Here is a 15,343-nt window from a genome sequence, read left to right on the forward strand (position 1 = left end):
GCCTCCTCAAAGCGGTTTGTCGCGTGTCGGGGATACAGACCGGCCGCAACGGCGAGACTCATCGCCGCTATCCGGCGTCGGTTTCGGCGGGCCCCGGCAGGGTCAGATCCAGCCCTCCTCCCAGGCGCGGTGTGCGGCGGCGTGCCTGGAGCTCGCGCCCATTTTCGCCATGGCGGACGACAGGTAGTTGCGGACGGTCCCGGAAGCGAGGTGCACCTCGGCGGCGATCTCGTTGATCGAGGCGCCCTTCCGGGACGCGTGCAGGACCTCCAGTTCCCGGGCGGTGAGCGGGCAGTCGTTCTCGGTCAGCGCGGACGCGGCGATGTCGGGGTCGACGTAGCGGCGGCCCGCGGCGACGTCCCGGACGATCTCGGCGAGCCGGGCCGAGGGCGTGGTCTTCGGGACGAACCCGCTCACCCCGGCGGCCAGCGCGCGGCGCAGCACCCCGGGGCGGGCGTGCCGGGTGACCAGGATGATCCGGGTGGGGAGTTCGGCGCGGATCCGCTCGGCGGCGTGCAGTCCGTCCGCCGGCGGCATCTCCAGATCGAGGACGGCGATGTCCGGCCGGTGCCGCCGCGCCAGGCGGACGGCGTCGGTGCTGGTGGACGCCTCGGCGGCCACGGTCAGGTCGTCCTCCAGCTCCAGCAGCGCGGCCAGGGCGCCGCGGAGCAGGTCCTCGTCGTCGGCGATCAACAGCTTGATCATCGGATGCCCGCCTCCGCGGGGAGCGGCAGGGAGCCGGTCAGCTCGAACCACTCGTCGTCGTGTTCCCAGGACAGTGTGCCCCCGGCCCGCTCCAGCCGGTCGGTGAGGGCGCGCAGGCCGGTGCCCGCCCCGGGGCCGGACGCGCCGGCGGCGCCGTCGTTGCGGACCCGGAGCCGGGCCGAGCCGTCCGCGGCCCGGTAGCCGATGGTGGCGTGCCGGGCCCGGCTGTGCCGCAGGATGTTGGTGGTCGCCTCCCGCATCACCAGGCCCAGCAGGTGGCGGCAGGCGTCCGGCAGCGCGCCCGCTCCCCCGCCCGCGCCCGCGTCCGGTTCCACGCGGGTGTCGATGCCCGCGGCGGTCAGCACCTTGGCCGCGTTGGCGAGTTCCTCCTCCAGCGTGGTGCGCCGGTACCCCTGGACGACCGCCCGGGTGTCGCGCAGCGCACCGACCGCCAGTTGGTGCACCTCGGTCATCTCCGCCGCGGCTTGCCGCGGGTCGGCGCCGGCGAGCCGCGCCGCCAGCTCGCTCTTGAGCGCGATGACCTGCAGATGGTGGCCCTGGATGTCGTGCAGGTCGGCGGCGAAGCGCAGCCGCTCGTCCTTGACCGCCAGCTCGGCGGCCATCCCGCGGGCCTGGTTCAGCCGGTCGGCGAGGTCCCAGGCCCACAGCGTCCCGAGCATCATCCACGCGGTGACGGCGACCATCGCGGCGGGGAACGCCGTGGCGAACCGCCATCCGTCGCCGGTGAGCCCGCCCGCCGTCCCGCCGATCACGGCGGCGGCGACGATCGCGGCGGGGATGAGGACGCGGCGCCGTTCCGGCGGCAGGAACATCGCGGTGAGCGAGACCATCACCGCGGGCGCGAGCGACCACAGCCGCTGTCCGGGGAGCGTCAGCGGGACCGCCCCCAGCACCGCCGCGGCCGCGGCCCCGGCGGCCAGCCACGCCACCGGCGGCCGGACCGCCGCGCCGGCGGGCGGCAGCCGCCGGCCCAGCAGCACCACCATCGCCGCGCTCAGCACGAGCATCGCCGCGGCGGCCACCGCGCGTCCCCAGGCGGGCAGGTCCGGGTGCGTGATCCAGTCCTCGACGAACAGCGCCACGAAAAGCGCGAACGTCCCGGCCAGGGACCACTGGACGTGGCGGCGGAACCGCTCCAGGCTCCGCTCCCGGCCGGCCGCACCGGCCCCGGCACCGGGAGTGGGAGGCGTATGACGAATGTCATCCGATCCCATGACGAATCCCCGTTCTCCCGTGCGGTTCCGGCACTGCCCCAGGTCCCCGGCGCCCAGCACCATCGAAGGCGAACATACCCCGGCCCCGTACAGAAGGGACATCGTCATGGCAACGACGACCGACCGACCGCCGGCGACGGACTGGCGGCGCTTCCTGCGCCACTACCTGGAGATGATCGCGGCGATGTTCGTCGGAATGGCGGTCTTCGGCCTCGCCGTCCAGGGCGTCCTGACCCTCGCGGGACTGGACGCACCCGGAGCCGAGGAGTGGACCTCCCTGGAGATGGCCGCCGAGATGTCCGCCGGGATGGTCATCTGGATGCGCTACCGGGGACACGGCTGGGCGAGCTCGCTGGAGATGACGGCCGCCATGTTCGCGCCGCTGGCCGTGCTGTTCCCGCTGCTGTGGCTCGGTGCGATTCCGGCCGGGTCCCTGATGCTCCTGGAGCACCTCGTCATGCTGCCTGCGATGCTCCTGGTGATGCTCCGCCGCCGCGCCGAGTACGGGGGTGCGACCCATGGCTGAGAGCGTCACCGCGCCACGCCGCTTCCGGCCCGCCGCCGTCCGGCGCTTCTGGCCCATGGCACTCGCCGTCGCGATGAGCGCCGCGACCTGGGGCGGGAGCGGGACGGACGACGGCGTCACGTCCCTGGCCTCGGCGCTGTCCCTGCTGCCGCTCCTGTACCTGCTGGTCGAGACGTTCCAGTGGCGCCGGGCGACCTGGGGGGTGCTCGCCGCCGGGCTCGTCGGCTTCACCGTCCTGGAAGCGGCGGACGTCGTCGAACCGGCCGCGGTCGTGGCCGGTGTGGCGCTGGCCGTCCTGGTCTGGGGCGGCGTCAAGGGGCGGCTGTTCCGATCCGGTGTGCTGCAGGCCCAGGCGCTGGGCATGATCGGGTTCGGCGCCGTCGCCCTGATCGGACTCGTCGCCGCCCCCGACGCGGGCCGCTACATCGTGGCGGCGGGCTGGTTCGCGCACGGCCTGTGGGACCTCGTCCATCTCAAGCTCGACAAGGTCGTGCTCCGCTCCTACGCGCAATGGTGCGCCGTGGTCGACATCATCATCGCCGCGCAGCTCGCCTTCGTCCTGTGACCGGGCCGGCGCGCGCGCCGCACGCCGGTCGTCCGCTCCGGCATCCTTGGCGAGAAAGAGGACATCTTCTTCCTCCGCTTCCAGGAATTGCAGGAGGCCGTGCGGACCGGCGCCGTGGACGCCGAACTCATCGTGGAAAGGCGGCGGGCGTTCCGGTCGCACGAGGCCCTCACAGCGCCCCGGGTCATCACCTCGGACGGCGAGGCCGTCACCGGCCGGTACCGGCGTGACGACGCCCCGCCCGGCGGGCTGCCCGGCCTGCCTGTGTCGGCCGGGACCGTGGAGGGCCGTGCCCGTGTCGTCACGGACATGGCGCGGGCCGACCTTGAGGCCGGCGACATCCTGGTCACCGCTTACACCGACCCTAGCTGGACCCCCTTGTTCGTCACCGTCGTGGTCCTCCCCTGAACCGCGCCGCTAGCATGGTGCTTCGGAAACCAAAGTGAGGTTCGCATGTCCCGACCGACGCCCCTGCCCGGCCGGCCGGTCCGCGGTTCCGAGAGCGGCAGGCCGGTCATGGCACTGCTCGACCTGCTCGGCCACCGCTGGACTCTCCGCATCATCTGGGAGCTGCGGGGTGAGGACGCACCCACCTTCCGTGAGCTGCAGCGACGCTGCGGCCAGGTCTCGTCGAGCGTGCTCGCCGATCGCCTGCGCGAGCTGAACGAGGCGTCGATCGTCGAGCGCACCGATGCGGGCTACGCGCTCACCGCCATGGGGCGGGAACTGCTCGAACAGCTCCGGCCCCTGGACGCGTGGGCCCGGCGCTGGGCGAAAGAACATGATCACCCGCTCAAGAGGTGATGGCGCTCAGTCCGCTGGTCGCGGCCGCCGTAATAGGTTGCGATCGTAGGAACCATCGATGTCCTCCTGCGCGGTTCAGGGAGCGGATCTTGCCTCACGTGCGCTTTCTCGGTCACTCCACGGTTCTCGTCGAGGTCGACGGCGTCCGGCTGATCACCGATCCGATCCTGCGGGACCGGGTGACGTTCCTGCGCCGCGTCCCGCCTCCCCTGCCCGCCGAGGCGTACGCCGGCGTCGACGCCGTCGTCCTGTCGCACCTGCACCACGACCACTGCGACCCGCCCTCGCTGGCGCTCCTCGGGGCCGGGACGCGGGTCATCGCACCGGCCGGCAGCGAGGAGTTCCTGCGGCGGCACGGGATCCGGGATCCGGTCACGCTGCGGGCGGGCGGGTCCTGCACGGTCGGGCCGGTCACGGTCACCGCGACGCCCGCGGTGCACGACGGCCGCCGGGTTCCGTTCGGGCCGGACGCGGACGCGATCGGCTACCTGGTCACCGGCTCGGAGGCCACCGTCTACTTCGCGGGCGACACGGCCCTCTTCGCGGACATGCGCACGCTGTGCCCGCGGCTCGACATGGCCCTGATCCCGGTGTGGGGGTGGGGCCCCAACCTGGGCGCGGGACATCTCGACCCCGACGACGCCGCCGAGGCCGTGGCCCGGCTGCGGCCCCGCCGGGCGGTCCCCGTGCACTGGGGAACCCTGTTCCCGTACGGGATGAAGCCCTTCTTCGGTGACCGGCTGCAGTCCCCCGCGCCCGCCTTCGCGAAGGCCGTGGAGGCACGCGGCCTGCCCACGGAGGTCACCGTCCTGGCACCCGAGGAGGAGCTGGCATGGGACCCGTGAGCTACGTGCCGCCGGGGACGCCGCGCCGGCCGGTCAGCGCTGCGCCGCGGCCGCCGTCTCCGCGGCCCTGACCTCGTACACGGGCCGGTACCGGTCGTGCAGCGACGTGATCAGGCTGAGCAGCAGCATGAAGAAGGCGGTGTGGAGCATGTCGAGAGCGCCTCCCTCCCGTCCCAGCAGCCATTCGGCGACCAGGACGAGCCCGACGTTGAGGGCCAGCCGGATCAGGAAGGCCATGGCCGCCGTCTGGACGCCGCGCCGGGCGCGGGCCGTCCACAGACTGAACGTGGTGTTCAGGACCACGAGCACCGCCAGCGCGAGGAACAGCTGCATGCCGGTGGTCCGCAAGCCGGGGAGCACCTCTGCGAAGAGCACGCTGATGAGGCCGACGAGGAAGATCTTCTCGACGGTGACCAGCGACAGCACCCGGCCGTGCGCGGCCGACCAGTCGTCCCGTTCTTCGGCGGTGTCGACCGGTTCCGGAAGCCGGTCGGCGGTCAGTTCCCACCGCCGGTCGGCGGGCCGCAGGCGTGGCCGCACCGCGAACCAGAACGCCGCGGCCGCCGCCAGCAGCGCGACGACCACCGCGGGACCGAACCAGGGGACCTCGGCCAGCGTGTCGGTGAAGTCGAGTTTGGCGACGTGGATCCAGTACTCCTGCGGCAGCTTGATCACGATCCAGATGAGCGCGGCGGCCGTCAGCCAGAACGCCGCCAGGAACCGCACCGGGTCCCAGCGGCTGCGGATCGCTTCGTAGGCGATGAAGAAGTACTCGAAGGCGTTCGGGAAGACCAGCAGCAGTGCCCGCGACTGGGTCAGTTCGAACGCCACGACGCCGACCAGGCGATAGAAGTAGAGGAACCGGGACGTCTTGAAGGCGAACCCGTTCGTCCAGTTCCGCATGGTCGCCAGGTAGGCGATGGCGAGGTAGTAGACGTCCATCGCCTTGTCGTAGCCCTGGTAGCCCGGGGGGTCGTAGCCGAACGACTGGAAGATCGTCTGGTCGACGGCGTCGAGGACCAGGCACCCGAGGATCGCGGGCAGCGGGTAGCGGAGGATCAGCAGCGGAAGCAGGAACCGCGCCCCGACCACGGCCCAGAACACGGCGGCGACCTCAGCACTCATGGTCCGCCCCCAGTTCCCCCCGCGACAGGCACCCGTTCAGTATCACGCCGGACAGCGCGCCCGCATAGGCCGACGATCAAGACGGACCTTACGTCATTCGCGGTGGTGGAAGGACTGTGCCGCGGACCGCGGCGCCGTCCGGCCCCGGTCACCGCCGGCGGTTCCTTGACTTTTCGCGGGGCTTCCCACGATATTGGACCAGGCGTCTAATTGCGTGGTCGCGGCATCGGTGACCAGCGCTTGGAGTGTGCGGGATGGACGAGGGGCTGGAGCGGTTTCGCCGGTTGCAGGGGCTGACCTACCAGGCGGCCGAGGAGGTGGCGGCCGGTCTCGAACCGGGAGTGACCGAGCGGCAGGCGGCGAGAAGGATGCGCCGCCGGCTGGCCGACCGCGGGGTGGACGACTGGTTCCACGTTCCGTTCGCGTGGTTCGGGGACCGCACCGCCTTCCGCGGGATCGCCCTGCCGCACCAGTTCCTGCCGACGAACCGTCGGCTGGAAGAGGGCATGCCCTACATCCTGGACGCGGCACCGATCGCCGACGGCTACACCGCGGACATCGGCTACGCGGGATGCCTGGGCGGCAACGAGCGCTGGGAGCGGCTGGTGTCCGACCTGGCCGTCTACCGCCGCCTGATCGTGGAGCGGGTGCGGGAGCGGCGGACCTTCGCCGACATCTACGCCGAGGTCGATCGGCAGATCGTCCGGCACGGGCACGAGAACCGGCACCGCAAGTACCCCGGCCGGGTCATCGGCCACCAGGTCGGCCGGGTCTCGGGCCGGCTCCCCCGCAACGTCATCGTGGGCGCCTTCGGCGTGCGCACCGCCCAGACCGTCGGCCGGGAGCTGATCAAGGAACGCCTGCAGGGACGCTCCACGCTGTGGAACGGCTCGCGCCGATCGCAGCATCCGCCGACTCCGGGACTGTGGGCGGTGGAACCCCACCTGGCCTCGGGCGACGTGGGCGCCAAGTTCGAAGAGCTGCTCGTGGTCACCGAGGACGACGCGTACTGGCTGGACGACGATCTCCCGCACGTCCGCAGGTGGGCGGCGCAGGCGAGCGGAGATCTCACATGAGCGACTTCGACGGCCGTGAGGTCGGCTCCGGTGGAGGGAGCCTCGCGGTCCGCGAGTACGGTCATCCGGGCCGGACGACCATCGTGCTCGTGCACGGCTACCCCGACACACAGGCCGTATGGGAGCCGGTGGCGGGGCTGCTGGCCGAGGAGTTCCACGTGGTCACCTACGACGTGCGCGGCGCCGACGGCTCGATGCGTCCACGCCGGACCCGGTCCTACTCGATGGAGAACCTGTCCCAGGACCTTCGTGTGGTGCTGGACGCCGTCTCGCCGGGCCGGAGCGTGCATCTGGTCGGGCACGACTGGGGTTCGGTGCAGTGCTGGGGAGCCGTCACCGGCACGCGGGTAGCCGGCCGCGTCGCCTCCTTCACCTCTATCTCCGGGCCGTGCATCGAGCATTTCGGCCAGTGGGTCCGCGACCGCCTGCGCCGCCCTACGCCCCGCCACCTGAAGCAGTTGTCCGGCCAGTTCGCCCGCTCCTGGTACCTGCTGGGCGGCATGATCCCCGGGGTCGGCCAGCTGGTGTGGCGGCTGGGCGGTACGCGGATGTTCCCGGTGCTCATCAAACGGCCGGAAGGCGTCGACAGGAGACCCGCCCCGACGTTCCGCCAGGACGCCCTCTACGGGATGAAGCTCTACAAGGCCAACGCCTCGCGCTTCCTTCGGCCCGGCGAGTCGGCCCGTACGGAGGTACCCGTCCAGGTCATCGCGCCCACCAGGGACCTGTTCGTCTCACCAGAGCAGTCCAAGGACCTGAGCCGCTACACCGGACGGCTGTGGCGGCGGGAACTGCGCACCGGGCACTGGGGCGCCCTCGGCCCGCACGCCCCCGAAGTGGCGGCCGCCGTTTCGGAACTGGTCCACCACATCGAAGCCTCGGCGCCCCCCACGACGAAGATGCGGACGGAGAGGTAGGCCCCATGACCGAGTCCGACGACACGGCCGCCGTCGACGAGCGGCACCCCGTCATCGTTCCGCGGCGGGTGAAGTTCGACTGGGCCGGGACGCCCCTGCACTGGATCCCCGGCGAACCCGTCGCCACCCACTTCATCAACACCCTGCACCTGCTGCTGCCGGCCGGCGAGCGCTGGTTCGTCCACGTGTACAAGCAGGCGCTCCCCCTGATCGACGAGGACGACGCCCGCCTCCGCCAGGAGGTCAAGGGGTTCATGGGCCAGGAGGCCGTGCACGCCTACTCCCACCAGGGCGTCCTCGACCAGCAGATGCTCGACCGCGGACTCGACCCCCGGCCGCTCACCCGCAAGATCGAATGGCTGTTCAGGGCCATCCTCGGCGACCGGCCGCCGCTGCGGCTCGTTTCCCGCAGGCGCTGGCTGTACGTGCGCATCGGCATCATCGCCGGGATCGAGCACTACACCGCCGTCCTCGGCCAGTGGATCCTGGACAACCGCGAACTCGACGACGCCGGCGCCGACCCCACCATGATGGATCTGCTGCGCTGGCACGGCGCGGAAGAGGTCGAGCACCGCTCCGTCGCCTTCGACGTCTACCAGCACGTGTCCGGCAGGTACTGGCCGAGGTTCGCCGCCTTCTTCGTGGGCGTGACCGCGCTTCCGCTGGCCATTTACGCCGGGGCGGTCTACCTGTGCGCCAAGGACCCGACGCTGCAGGGCGTCCGCCCTCGCGTCCGGGACTACCGCCGCGCCGTCCGCCGTGACCTGCTGCCGAGCAACAGGTTCATGGTCCGCGCCGCCCGCGCCTACCTCAGGCGCACCTACCATCCGTCCGCCGAATGCTCCACCCAGAAGGCCCTGGACTACCTGGCCACCTCACCCGCCGCCCAAGCGGCGACCGCGAAGCGGCCCCGCCCGGCGTAGGCGGCGCAGGCGGCCTGCGGGTCCTGGGCTACGGACGTCCCCGCGCAGCGGTAGCGCTCTGCACGCCGTCGCGCCGGTCAGTACCTGCGGCGGGGCCGGGGGTCGGAATCATCGCGGCGTCCCGCGCTCCGGTCTCCCAGGTAGAAGAGCCCGACCAGGAACGCCACGCCGACGATGACGATCAGGATCGTGCCGATCCCCAGCAGGGATGAGACGTCGGTCATCGCAACCACCTCCCGGCACCCGACTACCCGGATCCGGTCCGGGGAATCTTCGCCGGGCCCCGGCCATGACCCGGGGTGTCGCCCGGGTAGGCGAGACTTATCGGTTCATGACCTACGACCCGAAAGCGGTGGGAGACATGCCCACGATCCATATCGAGGTGGTGGAGACCTCGTCCCTCGGTGACCGCAGCTACCTGGCCCATGACGGGCGGGACGCCCTGGTGGTCGATCCGCAGCGCGACATCGACCGCTTCCTGGCCCTGGCCGGACGGCTCGACGTCCGCATCACGCACGTCGCGGAGACCCATGTGCACAACGACTACGTCTCCGGCGGCCTGGCGCTGGCGCGGGCGACCGGTGCCGCGTACCTGGTCGCCGCCGCGGACGACGTGAAGTTCGACCGGGTGAACGTCGCCGACGGCGACGAGATCGCCGTGTCGGAGACGATGCGCGTCCGCGCTGTCGCCACGCCGGGGCACACCTTCAACCACTTGTCCTACATCGTGTCCGGGCCGGCCGGTCCGGAGGGGGTGTTCACCGGCGGGTCGCTGCTGTTCGGCACCACCGGCCGCACCGATCTGCTCGGGCCGGAGCACGCCCACCCCCTCGCCCACCGGCAGCACATGTCGGCGCGGCGACTGGCCGACCTCCTGCCGGACGGCGCGCACATCTGGCCCACGCACGGTTTCGGGAGCTTCTGCTCCGCGGGTCAGTCCGACGCCACGGCCTCGACCATCGGCCAGGAGAAGCGGGCCAATCCGGTGCTGCGGCTGGAGGCCGACGACTTCGTCACGCAGACCCTCGACGGGCTGGACGCCTACCCCGCGTACTACGCGCACATGGGCGTCCGCAACACCGCCGGCCCCGACCTGATCGACCTCACCCCGGCCAGGACCGCGGACGCCGCCGAGTTGCACGAGCGCGTCACCGCGGGCGAGTGGGTCGTGGACCTGCGCTCCCGCAAGGCGTTCGCGCAGCGGCACCTTGCCGGGACGCTGAGCTTCGGCCTGGACGGCCCGATGTCGACCTGGCTGGGCTGGATGGCCGATTGGGACGCGCCGCTCACGCTGCTGGGCGAGAGCCGCGAGCAGGTGGCGGCGGCGCAGCGGGAACTGGCGCGCATCGGCATCGACCGCCCGGCCGCCGCCGCGAGCGGCACCCCGCGGGAGTGGGCCGCGGGCGACGCGACTCGCCTGGGCGAACTGGCCGTCGCGTCGTTCGCCGACCTCGCCGCCGCACGCGCCGGGAACGCACCCGGGCACCTGCCCGCGGCGGACGTCGTGCTGGACGTGCGCCTCCGCGGCGAATGGCAGGCCGGCCACATCGACGGCGCGGTGCACGTCCCGCTGCCCGATCTGCCCCACCGGCTGCACGAGGTCCCGGACGGGACCGTGTGGGTGCACTGCGGCGCCGGCTACCGGGCCGCCGCCGCGAGCAGCCTGCTCCGGCGGGCCGGGCGCCGGGTGGTGCACATCGACGACGCCTTCGGCAACGCCGAGGACGCGGGCCTGCACTTCGCCGGCCACTGACCCCTGACGACGTGGCCGATCAGGATGTACGACTCCTTGCCACGCGCGGAGCACGGGCGAGACGGGGCCGGGCCTGCCCCCGCTACTACCGGGGGCGTAGCGGAGGAGCCCTCCGGTGGGTGACGACGAAGGCCGGACCTGCGCCGGACCATCGCCGGTATCGCTCGATCCTCCGCGAGGCAAGGAGTCCAGTCATGCGCAAGACCCCCCTCAACCGGGCCGCCCTGATCACGGTGTCCGGACTGGTCACCGGCGCCGCCGGCCTGGTGATCCAGAAGGTGGCCGGGGTGGAGATGCCGCCCGTGCCGCCCGGCCTGATCATCCTGACGCTGGTCGCCGTCCTGATCGCCGCGACCCCCTGGCGCTGGCCCCTCGTGCTGGCCGTTCTGGCCGCGCTGGCGGAGATGCCCGGTACCGCCGGCAGCGCCGTCGACGCCGACACGATCGGCGAGGTCGCCGGGGCCTCGGTCCGCGGCATCGGCGCCGTCGCCGCCTTCGTGGCGGGCATCGTGGCCGCGACGGTGGCGTACCGGTCCCGGAAGCGTGCGCCGGAGTCGACGGTGCGGTGACCTCAGGGGCGAAGCCCTCCCCGCCCCCGGCCCGGTGGATCGTCCCGCACGTACGGGGATTCGCGTCCGCCGGGTACGCCGAGAAGGGGACGCCGGGCGCCGGGGGCGCCCGGTATCGTCCGGATGGTGACCGGTGGGGAGGGCCGCTGGCGGAGATGGGCGGCGGAGGGCTGGGTCTGCCTTCCGTTCCTGGCCGCCGTGCTGATCTCGACCGGGTCCTCCGCGGTCCACCAGCCGGGCTCGGCCCGCTCCCCCGACGCCGTGGGCTACGTGCTGGTGACCGCGGCGTCCCTGGCGCTGGCGCTGCGGCGCCGGCCGGGTATCGCGCTGGCGCTCAACGCGGCGTTCGTCGCGGCCTACCTGGCCGCCGGCTACCCGTTCGGCGCGGTGATGCTGACGGTGCCCGCGGCCGTGTTCATGATGGCCGGCCGGTGGCCGCTGACGCAGGCCGCGCTCGCGGCCGCCGCCGATCTCGGGGTGCTGATCATCGCCCTGTACGCCAAGCGGGTGCGCGACGCGGCGGGCGTCCCGGCGGGTTCGGGCTACTACCCGATGTCCAGGGACGCGCTCGTCTGGGGATCGATCCTCGCGGTGGCGCTGGCGGCCGGGGCGCTGCTGCGGGCCCGCCGCCAGGAGGCCGCCAGGGTGCACGCCGAGCAGGCCCGTCGCGTGGCCTCGGAGGAACGCCTGCGCATGGCGCAGGACCTGCACGACTCGATCGGGCACGGTCTCGCGGCCATCGCGATGCAGGCGGGTGTGGCGCTGCACGTGCTCGACCGCGACACCGAGGAGGCGAGGCAGTCCATGAAGGCCGTGCGCGCCACCAGCCGCGAAGCGCTGGAGAACCTGCGCGCCCAGCTCGACGGGCTCCGGGACATGGGGACGGCCGACCGGACCCCCGCCCCTGGCCTGGGCGACCTCGACCGGCTGACCGAACGCGTCCAGGCCGGCGGGGTGACCGTGCACACCGATATCGCGCCGGACCTGGCGGGCCTGCCCGCCGCCGTCGACGCGGCCGCCTACCGCATCCTCCAGGAAGCCCTGACCAACGTTCTGCGGCATGCGGGCGCCGTGCCGGTGCGGATCCGGATCAGGAGGGACGGGGACGCGCTCCTGCTGGACGTCGTCAACACCGCGGCGGACGCCCCGTCCGCCCCGCCCGGAACCGGCCTGGGCCTTCGCGGCCTGCGTAGCCAGGCGGAGGTCCTCGGTGGCACTCTCGCCGCCGGGCCCCACCCGGACGGCGGGTTCGGCGTCCGGGCCCGCCTCCCGCTGACGGGCGGGAAGCCATGAGCGGCACGATCCGCGTCGTCGTCATCGACGACCAGGCGCTGATCCGGGTCGGCGTGCGCACGCTGCTGCGCGGCGAGCCCGACGCCGAACTCGTCGGCGAGGCCGCCGACGGGCGCGCCGGCCTGGAGGTCGTCCGCGCCCGCAGGCCGGACGTGGTGCTCATGGACATCCGGATGCCCGGCCTGGACGGCCTGACCACGTTGCGCGAGATCACCGCCGATCCCGCGCTGGCCTCGGTCCGGGTGGTCATGCTCACCACGTTCGGCCTCGAGGAGTACGTGTTCGAGGCGCTGCGGCACGGCGCGAGCGGGTTCGTCCTCAAGGACGCCGAACCCGACGAACTGCTGCGCGCGGTCCGGGTGGTGACCGAGGGCGGCTCGCTGCTGTCGCCCTCGATCACCCGCAGCGTCATCGCCCAGTTCGCCCGGCGGGGGCCGGGCATGGCGCCGCACCCCGGCATCAGGCTCCTGACCGAACGGGAACGCGAGGTGGTGTCCTGGGTGACCACCGGGATGTCCAACGACGAGATCGCGGACCGGCTGACGATCAGCGCCGAGACCGTGCGCACGCACGTCGGCCGGGCCCTGCTCAAGCTCGGCGCCCGCGACCGCGCCCAGATGGTCGTGTTCGCGATCCTGTCCGGCCTCACCCCTCCGGTGCAGCCCCCGGGAATGTAGCTCCCCGAGCGGCCGGCGCGGACGGTCCGGCTACTCGCAGACGGCCGTGTCGACCAGGTCCATGACCACCTTCATCTTCGCCATGGCCTGCTTCTCCATGGCCTTCATCGACGACTGCTCGGAGATGATCGCGGCGGGCAGCGCGTTCACGACCACCGTGACCTCCCGGCCGTCGGGGGTCACGCCTCCGCGGGACTGGTAGCCGTGGATGTCGCCACCGTGGCCCCACAGCGGGCCGCACGACAGGGTGATCTTGTCGAGCCCGAGCCCGTAGGTGGTGTTGGGCATGCCGGACCCCGGCGAATCGACGGTCTTCCGCATCTCCTTCAGCTGGGCGTCCGGCATCAGCTTGCCGCCGATCAGGCCGGCGAAGAAGCCGTTGAGGTCGCGCGGGCGGGAGATCAGCATGCCGGCGGCCCCGGAGATCGAGGGGTCCATCCCGGTGACGTTCTTCAGCTTCCCGCCGGGCGGGGCCGTGTACCCCTCCATGCGCGGCTTCGGGACGTTCCTGTCCCCGGGCTTGGGCCAGTGCGTGTCCCCGAGGCCGAGCCGGTCGATGACCCGCTCGGTGACCGCGTCGCCGACCGGCTTGCCGGTGGCCTTCTCGATGAGCATCCCGGCGATGACGTAGTTGGAGTTGCTGTACTCCCGCTTCTTCCCGACCGGGAACGCCGCCTTCATCTTCGGCAGGGGGGCGAGCAGCTGCTCCGCCGTGTAGGTCTTGTCGGGCATCCCGGCGGTGTCCGGCACCAGCGCCTGGGTGTAGTCGGGAATGCCGCTGCTGTGCCCGAGCAGGTTCCGCACGGTGATGTTCCGGCCGTCGTAGTCCGGTCCCTTGACGACGCCGGGCAGGTAGGTGTCGATCGGGGCGTCCAGCTTCAGCTTGCCTTCGCCGACCAGCTGGAGGACGGTCGCGGCGACGAAGGTCTTGGTGTTGCTGGCGATGCGCATGTAGCCGTTCTTCGGGGGCGCCTCGCCCGTCTCCCGGTTGCCGACCCCGGCCGAGTAGTCGCGGGTCTCTCCGTCCTCGCCTTTCACGGAGACCATGACGCCCGGATATCCGGCCTTCACCACCTTCTGCATCGCCCGCTGCACGGCGATCTCGTTCTTGGCCGCGCCGATCTCCGCCTCGGCGTCGGCGGCGTCGCCGGTGGCGCAGCCCGTCAGGCCCCCGAGGACGAGGGCGCAGGCGGCCGGCGCCGCGACGATCCGCGGAAGCCTCCGGCGGACGTTCGGACGAGCATCGGGCTGGGAGCGCTCGGACACTGTTTCTCCTCAAAACCACCTGGCCGGTGGAGCAGGGGACGTTTTCTCAGGAACACCCAAGAATCCCGGCCCGGCGCGTCCGATTCCATAACGCACACGAGAAGAAACATGGTGCAGCCAGCACTACCGGCCCGGTACAGCGAACACGACGGCCGCGTCAGAGCGTTCGTGAAATGCCTGGATGAAAGCGGGGTAGTGCCTGCACCACCCCGCTTGGGTAACTGGCTGCATTGTCCAGAATCAGTGTTGTTCCTAGCGTCGGGTGCCGTTCAGTCAGACCGATATCCGGAGGGCATTCCGCAATGTCAGCACCCCTGGGCGATGACGCCGTCATCGTCGAACGCGTCAGTAAGACGTATGGCGACGAGGTTCCCGTCGTCGCGCTCGCCGGCATTGACGCGCGGTTCCGCCGGGGGACGATGACGGCGGTGATGGGACCGTCCGGATCGGGGAAGAGCACCCTGCTGCACTGCGCGGCGGGCCTGGACCGGCCGTCCTCGGGCCGGGTCGTGATCGGCGCCACCGACCTGTCGTCGCTGTCGGAGAAGCAGCTGACCGAGCTGCGCCGCGGCCGGGTCGGCTTCGTGTTCCAGGCGTTCAACCTTGTGGGCGCGCTCACCGTGGAGCAGAACATCCTGCTGCCGTCACGGCTGGCGGGCGGGGCCAAGGATCCGGCGTGGGTCACCGGGGTGATCGAACGGGTCGGGCTGGCGGAGCGGCTCCGGCACCGCCCGGCGGAGCTCTCCGGCGGCCAGCAGCAGCGGGTCGCGATCGCCAGGGCGCTCGTCACGCGGCCGGAGGTGATCTTCTGCGACGAGCCGACCGGGGCACTGGACACCCAGACCGCGGCGGAGGTGCTGGGACTGCTGCGCTCGATGGTCGACCAGTCCGGGCAGACCATCGTCATGGTGACCCACGACCCGGTCGCCGCGTCCTACGCCGACCGCGTCATGGTGCTCGCCGACGGGCGGATCGTGCGGGACATGCCGCAGCCGGGCGCCCAGCGGATCGCCGAGGAACTGGCGATGCTCGGCCGGCGGCCGGCCGCGAGCCGGGAGGGCTGA

Annotated in this window: 18 protein-coding genes; 13 read left to right on the top strand and 5 right to left on the bottom strand. The window is 72.2% G+C overall.

The window, feature by feature from the left end:
- Positions 1–102: 102 nt before the first annotated feature.
- Complete coding sequence (locus E1285_RS00330; RefSeq protein WP_132146221.1) at positions 103–705, bottom strand: response regulator transcription factor; 603 nt, start codon at positions 703–705, stop codon at positions 103–105.
- Entirely contained in the window at positions 702–1,940 is a 1,239-nt protein-coding gene (locus E1285_RS00335) for a histidine kinase (RefSeq protein ID WP_132146224.1), read from the bottom strand. The genes E1285_RS00330 and E1285_RS00335 overlap by 4 nt, the downstream gene beginning before the upstream one ends.
- Before the next feature lie 106 nt (positions 1,941–2,046).
- Here E1285_RS00335 and E1285_RS00340 point away from each other — a divergent pair, with 106 nt between their 5' ends.
- The 5 genes from E1285_RS00340 to E1285_RS00360 all read left to right on the top strand — a co-directional run bounded on the left by E1285_RS00340 (position 2,047) and on the right by E1285_RS00360 (position 4,680).
- Positions 2,047–2,466 carry a hypothetical protein gene (locus tag E1285_RS00340; protein WP_132146227.1) on the top strand — a complete coding sequence of 140 codons (420 nt, stop codon included), beginning with the start codon at positions 2,047–2,049 and terminating at the stop codon, positions 2,464–2,466.
- Positions 2,459–3,031: a hypothetical protein gene (locus E1285_RS00345; protein WP_132146230.1), complete on the top strand. Its 573-nt coding sequence runs from the start codon at positions 2,459–2,461 to the stop codon at positions 3,029–3,031. The genes E1285_RS00340 and E1285_RS00345 overlap by 8 nt, the downstream gene beginning before the upstream one ends.
- A gap of 99 nt (positions 3,032–3,130) precedes the next feature.
- Positions 3,131–3,439: a hypothetical protein gene (locus tag E1285_RS00350; RefSeq protein WP_207946312.1), complete on the top strand. Its 309-nt coding sequence runs from the start codon at positions 3,131–3,133 to the stop codon at positions 3,437–3,439.
- A gap of 45 nt (positions 3,440–3,484) precedes the next feature.
- Positions 3,485–3,835, top strand: coding sequence for a helix-turn-helix domain-containing protein (locus tag E1285_RS00355; RefSeq protein ID WP_132146233.1), 351 nt, complete (start codon positions 3,485–3,487; stop codon positions 3,833–3,835).
- 98 nt (positions 3,836–3,933) lie between these two features.
- Complete coding sequence (locus E1285_RS00360) at positions 3,934–4,680, top strand: MBL fold metallo-hydrolase (protein WP_243722445.1); 747 nt, start codon at positions 3,934–3,936, stop codon at positions 4,678–4,680.
- Between the two features lie 33 nt (positions 4,681–4,713).
- Here the strand turns inward: E1285_RS00360 and E1285_RS00365 are convergent, their stop codons facing one another.
- On the bottom strand, positions 4,714–5,805 hold the full coding sequence (locus tag E1285_RS00365) for a hypothetical protein (protein WP_132146239.1): 1,092 nt from the start codon (positions 5,803–5,805) through the stop codon (positions 4,714–4,716).
- 254 nt (positions 5,806–6,059) lie between these two features.
- Here E1285_RS00365 and E1285_RS00370 point away from each other — a divergent pair, with 254 nt between their 5' ends.
- Genes E1285_RS00370 through E1285_RS00380 form a run of 3 tightly spaced genes read left to right on the top strand, consistent with a single transcriptional unit; the run spans position 6,060 to position 8,721 of the window.
- Entirely contained in the window at positions 6,060–6,881 is an 822-nt protein-coding gene (locus E1285_RS00370) for a M24 family metallopeptidase (RefSeq protein ID WP_132146242.1), read from the top strand.
- On the top strand, positions 6,878–7,798 hold the full coding sequence (locus tag E1285_RS00375) for an alpha/beta fold hydrolase (RefSeq protein WP_132146245.1): 921 nt from the start codon (positions 6,878–6,880) through the stop codon (positions 7,796–7,798). The genes E1285_RS00370 and E1285_RS00375 overlap by 4 nt, the downstream gene beginning before the upstream one ends.
- A gap of 5 nt (positions 7,799–7,803) precedes the next feature.
- Positions 7,804–8,721: a metal-dependent hydrolase gene (locus tag E1285_RS00380; RefSeq protein ID WP_132146248.1), complete on the top strand. Its 918-nt coding sequence runs from the start codon at positions 7,804–7,806 to the stop codon at positions 8,719–8,721.
- A 77-nt stretch (positions 8,722–8,798) separates the two neighbouring features.
- Here the strand turns inward: E1285_RS00380 and E1285_RS45260 are convergent, their stop codons facing one another.
- Positions 8,799–8,945: a hypothetical protein gene (locus E1285_RS45260; protein WP_165966401.1), complete on the bottom strand. Its 147-nt coding sequence runs from the start codon at positions 8,943–8,945 to the stop codon at positions 8,799–8,801.
- A gap of 137 nt (positions 8,946–9,082) precedes the next feature.
- Here E1285_RS45260 and E1285_RS00385 point away from each other — a divergent pair, with 137 nt between their 5' ends.
- The 4 genes from E1285_RS00385 to E1285_RS00400 all read left to right on the top strand — a co-directional run bounded on the left by E1285_RS00385 (position 9,083) and on the right by E1285_RS00400 (position 13,013).
- On the top strand, positions 9,083–10,474 hold the full coding sequence (locus E1285_RS00385) for an MBL fold metallo-hydrolase (RefSeq protein WP_132146251.1): 1,392 nt from the start codon (positions 9,083–9,085) through the stop codon (positions 10,472–10,474).
- Positions 10,475–10,668: 194 nt separating this feature from the next.
- A complete protein-coding gene (locus E1285_RS00390; RefSeq protein WP_132146254.1) occupies positions 10,669–11,043 on the top strand; it encodes a hypothetical protein in 375 nt (124 codons plus the stop codon).
- 126 nt (positions 11,044–11,169) lie between these two features.
- Positions 11,170–12,336, top strand: a complete 1,167-nt coding sequence (locus tag E1285_RS00395) for a sensor histidine kinase (RefSeq protein ID WP_165966402.1) — start codon at positions 11,170–11,172, stop codon at positions 12,334–12,336.
- Positions 12,333–13,013, top strand: a complete 681-nt coding sequence (locus E1285_RS00400) for a response regulator transcription factor (protein WP_132146260.1) — start codon at positions 12,333–12,335, stop codon at positions 13,011–13,013. Before E1285_RS00395 ends, E1285_RS00400 begins: the two co-directional genes overlap by 4 nt.
- A 30-nt stretch (positions 13,014–13,043) precedes the next feature.
- On the opposite strand, the gene E1285_RS00405 is transcribed toward E1285_RS00400, so the two are convergent.
- Complete coding sequence (locus E1285_RS00405; protein WP_132146263.1) at positions 13,044–14,279, bottom strand: serine hydrolase domain-containing protein; 1,236 nt, start codon at positions 14,277–14,279, stop codon at positions 13,044–13,046.
- Between the two features lie 302 nt (positions 14,280–14,581).
- On the opposite strand from E1285_RS00405, the gene E1285_RS00410 reads away from it, so the two are divergent.
- Positions 14,582–15,343 carry an ABC transporter ATP-binding protein gene (locus E1285_RS00410; protein ID WP_132146266.1) on the top strand — a complete coding sequence of 254 codons (762 nt, stop codon included), beginning with the start codon at positions 14,582–14,584 and terminating at the stop codon, positions 15,341–15,343.

This window comes from Actinomadura sp. 7K507, assembly GCF_004348425.1.
GTDB lineage: Bacteria > Actinomycetota > Actinomycetes > Streptosporangiales > Streptosporangiaceae > Spirillospora.